This window comes from Kitasatospora sp. MY 5-36, from assembly GCF_001182915.1.
Classification (GTDB): domain Bacteria; phylum Actinomycetota; class Actinomycetes; order Streptomycetales; family Streptomycetaceae; genus Kitasatospora.
In genome coordinates, this window is record NZ_LFVW01000729.1 from 1 (window position 1) to 5,278 (window position 5,278).

4 protein-coding genes and 1 pseudogene are annotated in these 5,278 nt (G+C 74.4%); 3 read left to right on the forward strand and 2 right to left on the reverse strand.

What is annotated here, in order from left to right:
* Nucleotides 1-1,853, reverse strand: a pseudogene (locus tag AE652_RS34640) (hypothetical protein); the annotation flags it as partial.
* A gap of 348 nt (nucleotides 1,854-2,201) precedes the next feature.
* On the opposite strand from AE652_RS34640, the gene AE652_RS34645 reads away from it, so the two are divergent.
* Both AE652_RS34645 and AE652_RS34650 read left to right on the forward strand, forming a co-directional pair.
* The gene (locus AE652_RS34645; protein WP_049658918.1) at nucleotides 2,202-2,918 is read left to right on the forward strand and encodes a chitinase; all 717 of its coding nucleotides are present in this window, start codon (nucleotides 2,202-2,204) and stop codon (nucleotides 2,916-2,918) included.
* A gap of 152 nt (nucleotides 2,919-3,070) precedes the next feature.
* Entirely contained in the window at nucleotides 3,071-3,472 is a 402-nt protein-coding gene (locus AE652_RS34650; RefSeq protein WP_049658920.1) for a hypothetical protein, read from the forward strand.
* Nucleotides 3,473-3,536: 64 nt separating this feature from the next.
* Here AE652_RS34650 and AE652_RS34655 read toward each other — a convergent pair whose 3' ends face one another.
* Nucleotides 3,537-4,520, reverse strand: a complete 984-nt coding sequence (locus AE652_RS34655) for an oxidoreductase (RefSeq protein WP_049658922.1) — start codon at nucleotides 4,518-4,520, stop codon at nucleotides 3,537-3,539.
* Nucleotides 4,521-4,593: 73 nt separating this feature from the next.
* Here AE652_RS34655 and AE652_RS34660 point away from each other — a divergent pair, with 73 nt between their 5' ends.
* Nucleotides 4,594-5,016: a MerR family transcriptional regulator gene (locus AE652_RS34660; protein ID WP_049658924.1), complete on the forward strand. Its 423-nt coding sequence runs from the start codon at nucleotides 4,594-4,596 to the stop codon at nucleotides 5,014-5,016.
* Nucleotides 5,017-5,278 lie beyond the last annotated feature (262 nt).

Sequence of the window (5,278 nt, forward strand, 5' to 3'; positions counted from 1 at the left end):
GCCTGCGGCTCCGACTCCTGCGGCTCCGGCTCCGCCCCCGCGTCGGCGGCGTCCTCCCGGGCCGTCAGGTGGCGGGCGAGCGCGCGGTCCTCGGCGGACGTCCAGGGCGCGGCGAGCACCAGCGCGGACAGCGAGCGCAGGATCGTCACCGCCCGGGTGCGGCGGGCCCGGGCGCCGTGGTGCAGCCGCTGCCGGAGCAGCTCGGCGATGTCGGCCCTGGTCCGCGGCTGCGTCCAGCCGATCGCGACCAGCGCGAAGCCGGCCGCCTCGACCACCCAGTCCTCCGGCCCGAGCAGCAGGTCGCGCAGCACCCGGCGGCGCTCGGAGCCCTCCCAGGGCTGGTCGGCCCGGTGGTGGGCGATGCCGAGGCAGGCGAAGACCTGGACGGCCCGCACCCAGAGTTCGGGCTGGTGGGCGAGCAGGGCGCGGCCGAGGTCGTCCTCGCGCGGCACCGGCGGGTGGACCAGGACGCCGAGCAGGTCGTCCAGCGGCAGTCCGGCCAGCCGGACGGCGTGGTCGTAGGCGGCGGGGACGGTCGGCCAGAAGATCTCGGCGGTGGCCCGGACGAGTTCGGCGCTCTGCGGCGCGGGCGGGTCGACGGCCGGGCGCGGGTCGGTGCCGTCCCAGGCCCAGATCCGGGTGGTGGGCTCGGTCAGCGGCAGCCGGGGGTCGGGCTCGCCGACGGCCTGGTAGCGGACGGTGGAGCGCGGCAGCGCGAGCCGGACGGCCAGCACCGAGCTGGGCGGCTCCACGGTGGAGGCCGTGCACTCGATCTCGGTGTCGCGGCTGGTGTCGGCGGCGGCGAGCACCTGGTGCAGCACGTTGACGGTGGCCTCGGTGGCGCCGGAGACCAGGCCGAGCCAGGGCTCCCGGTGGCTCAGCCGCTCCAACAGCTCCTGGGCGTACCCGTGTTCGGGGTGGGCGCGGTGGTGGTCGGCCAGGGCGAGCAGGTGCGCCGGGTCGCCGTCGAGGGCGTGGCGCAGCCCGTACCGGGCCGGGCCGGCCTTGGGGTGGTCGGGCACGGCGGCGAGCACCCGCTCCAGCCAGGGCAGGCCCTCGGCGGGGCGGCCGAGCGCGCCGTACAACTCGGCGACGTCGACGGCGAGGTAGCTGTTGGAGTCGTCGAGGTCCGGGGCGACCCGCTCCAGTTCGGCCTCCCAGACGGCGAGCGCCTGCTCCGGGCGGCCGGCCGAGCGCAGGGCGTTGCCGAGCATCACGGCGGGCAGGTAGCCGGGGGCCGACCGGTGCGCCCGGTCGGCGAGTTCGACGGCGCGGGCGGTGTCGCCGAGCCGGCGGGTCAGGCCGGAGGCCATCGCCAGCAGCAGGACGTGGTCGCCGTGCCGGTCCAGCACGGCCTGCACGAAGTCGTGGAACGGCCGTACGGCTTCGGCCGGTTCGGCCGGGAGCGGGTCGGGCAGCGCGCCGGTCGCGCGGGCCACCGCCTGGGCGACGGCGTCCGGGTCGACCAGGCCGGGCAGGTCCTCGCGGGCGAGCCAGGCGGCGTGCGCCCAGGGGCGGGCCGGCTCGGCCTGGATGGCGGAGGCGAGCAGTCCGACGGCGGCGTTCCAGTCCCCCGCCGCGGCCTCCACGTGGGCCCGGCAGACCGCCGTGCCGAGGTACACCCGGCCGTCCAGCGGGAACAGCTCGCGGGCCGCCGCCGGGCCGCCCGCCGCGGCGCACAACTCGGCCAGCGCCTCGTGCAGTTCGGGCAGTTGGGGGGCGGCGAGGATCGCGTCGCCGAGGTGCTCGGCGGCGTGCGTCAGGTCCCCGGAGTCGATCGCCAGCCGGGCGACCGCGACCTCCCCCTCGGCGGCCAGGCGCTCGGCGCCCTCGTCGTCGGTGTGACCGCTCATGCGCCCCTGCTCCCCCAGTTGTGCCGTCCGACTCGGAAGGAGGCTATCCGGTACGACCGACAGCCCGGTGATCACCCCGAGGGCGGCCGGCGTCCAACGACCGGATCGGATACGACCCGTACGAGTGGTTTAGACCTCCGTTGGACATATTTGACGCTTTCCGCCCGCCAGGATGGCGGAGGCCCTTCGCGAACCTTCGCGAGCTGTCGAGACCCTTCGCGACTCTTCGCGGATCTTTGCGACCTTTTGCGCGAATCTGCGCGTCCCCGCGAACCGTCCCGAGCCGTCGCGAGTCCTCGCGAGCGAAGTGCCGCCCCCGCCAAGGAAACCCGAGGAACGAGGAAACCGATGAAGCTTTCCCGCACCCTGTCGCTGGCGGCCTCCGCCGCCGTGCTGAGCACCCTCGCCGTCGCCGGCCAGACCGCCCCGGCCTCCGCCGCCGGCTCCTTCGTGGTGAGCGAGGCCCAGTTCAACAAGATGTTCCCGAACCGGAACGCCTTCTACACGTACAAGGGCCTGACCGACGCCCTGGGCGCCTACCCGAAGTTCACCACCACCGGCGACACCGCGACCCGCAAGCGCGAGGCGGCGGCCATCCTGGCCAACGTCAGCCACGAGACCGGCGGGCTGAAGTACATCGTCGAGCAGAACACCGCCAACTACCCGCACTACTGCGACACTTCGCAGCCGTACGGCTGTCCGGCCGGGCAGTCCGCGTACTACGGGCGCGGGCCGCTCCAGCTGAGCTGGAACTTCAACTACAAGGCGGCCGGCGACGCCCTGGGCATCGACCTGCTGCACGACCCGTACCAGGTCGAGAAGAACCCGGCGACGTCCTGGAAGACCGCGCTCTGGTTCTGGAACACCCAGAACGGCGCCGGCCGGATGACGGCGCACGACGCCATCGTCAACAACAAGGGCTTCGGCGAGACCATCCGCACCATCAACGGCGCGCTGGAGTGCGACGGCAAGAACCCGGACCAGCGCAACGACCGGATCAACCTCTTCAAGCAGTTCGTCGGCGTCCTGGGTACCGACGTGGGCGGCGGCAACCTCTCCTGCTGACGGGCGCCTCGGCCGCCCGGTGCGCGGGGTCCCGGTGCGGCCGATCAGCCCGTTCATCGAACGTCGACCGCCCGTCGACCGCTTGTCCACGCCCCACCCCGACCGTGATCACCTGCCGGCCACCGGGGCCGGCCCCCTCCGAGGAGCTGAAAATGATCACGAAGCGGATCGCACGGGCGTCGACACTGGCCCTGGCAACCGCCGCACTGGCCGGCACGTTCACCGTCGGCGGCGCGGGCAACGCGTTCGCGGCGTCGGGCGGCGGCTGCAACGGCAGCACCCAGCAGGCGTGCGTCAGCGTCAACGGGAGCACCCTGGTCGCCGACGCGTACACCAACTTCGCGAACTCCAACTGCACGGTCGACCTGGTCCTGTACGACCGGAGCACCGGCTACCGGTGGGACACGATGGCGGGCTGCGGGCTCGGCTGGTCCCACTACGTCGGCACGCAGGTCCCCAACCCCACCCCGGGCCACGTCTACCAGACCCAGCTCATCGTCAACTGGGGCGCCGGGAACGTGGGCGTCACGTGGAGCCCCGAGCTGACCGCCTGACGCCTCCGGGCCGTCGTGGAGCGGGAAGTCGGCCGGGCCGACTTCCCGCTCCGTGTTCGGCGGCTCAGCGGGGCACCGGGGTGGCGCCGGTCGCGGCCAGCGAGAGCTCCCAGAGGCGGGCCGCCCCGTCCGGGTCGACGGCGTACGGGCGGACGCCACCGTCGTCCATCGGGGTGTCCGGGCCGGCGGGGCGCGCGACCTCGCAGTCCTCCAGGTAGAGCCCGCCCAGGCCGTCGAGCAGCGGCGAGGTGGCCGCCCACAGGCCCGTGGAGGCGCCCTGGGAAGGGGACTTGAAGTCCGCGCCGATCACGGTGCCCCGCTCGTCCACCCAGCCGCGCTCGACCTGCTCCTGCCGGGTCATCTCCCGCTGGAGCCCGGTGATGATCTTCCCGGGGTGGAGCGCGAACGCCCGGACGCCGTCCGCCCGTCCGAGCGCGTCGAGGTGCACCGCGAACAGGGCGTTGGCGGTCTTGGACTGGCCGTACGCCAGCCACTTGTCGTAGCCGGTGCGGAAGTGCGGGTCGTGCCCCCGGATGTCCGTCAGGAAGTGCCCGGCCGAGCTGTTGACGACGACGCGGGCACCGTCCGGGGCGGCGGCCAGCAGCGGGTACAGCTCGCAGGCGAGCAGGAAGTGCCCGAGGTGGTTGGCGGCGAACTGCCCCTCCCAGCCCGGCCCGACGCGCCGCTCGGGGGTGGCCATGACGCCGGCCACGGCGAACAGGAGGTCGAGGCGGTCCGTGGTCTCGCGAATCAGCCCGGCGGCGGCGCGGACGCTCGCGGGGTCGGCGAGGTCCATCGGGACGATCCGGCTCCCGGTTCCGGCGAGCGCGGCGCGGGCGGTGTCCGGGCGGCGGGCCGGGACGATCACCTCGGCCCCGGCGGCGGCCAGCGCCCGGGTGGTCTCCAGGCCGAGGCCGGAGTAGCCGCCGGTGACGACGGCGGTGCGGCCGGAGAGGTCGAGGCCCGCCAGGACCTCCTCGGCGGTGGTGGCGGCGGAGAAGGGCGAGCCGATCGGCTGCTGCCGGCGCTGGAGCTGAGTGGTGGTCATGGCGATGACCGTAGGAAGTGGAGCGCGGTCTAGATCAAGTCCCGCCCCGGTGTTCTTCCTATGCTCTGACGACATGACGGAACTCAGCATCGGCGAGGTGGCCGAACGCACCGGGCTCAGCGTGCACGCCCTGCGCTTCTACGAGCGCGAGGGGCTGCTGGTCGGCCCGGTGCGGCGCACGGCGGGCGGGCGGCGGCGGTACGCCGTGCTGGACGTGCAGTGGCTGGAGATCTGCGTCAGGCTCCGCGAGTCCGGCATGCCGCTCGCCGACCTGCGCCGCTTCGCCGAACTGGTCCGGCAGGGCCCGGGCAACGAGGCCGAACGGCTGCGGCTGCTCGACACCCACCGGCAACGGGTCGACGAGCGGATCCGGGAGCTGGAGGAGTGCCGCTCGCTGATCGCCTGGAAGACCGCCGTCTACGCCGACCACCTGGAGCGCGGCGAGGCCGCCGGGCTCTGGGACCCGACGGCGGAGAACCGGTCGGCCCGGGCCTGATCCGCCCGGCACCACGGCCGGCGCTACCATCGGCCCGGCTCATGGGGCCCTCGGGTGCCCGGGGCGGGCCACTCGAACGGGGGGATCCAGGAATGGCGTCCGACGCGGCCGACACCACCGACGCCGCAAACACAGCCGACATCGCCGACATCGCCGGAACGACCGACGGCGACGCGACGACCGGCACCGCCGACGGCACCGGCGCCGGCGCCCGGAAGCGCGGCGGCCGACCGGGCCTCCGGACGGCGGCCGCGGCGGCCCT

Bases quoted from the DNA above. Each gene is read 5' to 3' on its own strand.
- AE652_RS34645 (WP_049658918.1), top strand. From the start codon at position 2,202: ATGAAGCTTTCCCGCACCCTGTCGCTGGCGGCCTCCGCCGCCGTGCTG.
- AE652_RS34660 (WP_049658924.1), top strand. From the start codon at position 4,594: ATGACGGAACTCAGCATCGGCGAGGTGGCCGAACGCACCGGGCTCAGC.
- AE652_RS34655 (WP_049658922.1), bottom strand. From the start codon at position 4,520: ATGACCACCACTCAGCTCCAGCGCCGGCAGCAGCCGATCGGCTCGCCC.
- AE652_RS34650 (WP_049658920.1), top strand. From the start codon at position 3,071: ATGATCACGAAGCGGATCGCACGGGCGTCGACACTGGCCCTGGCAACC.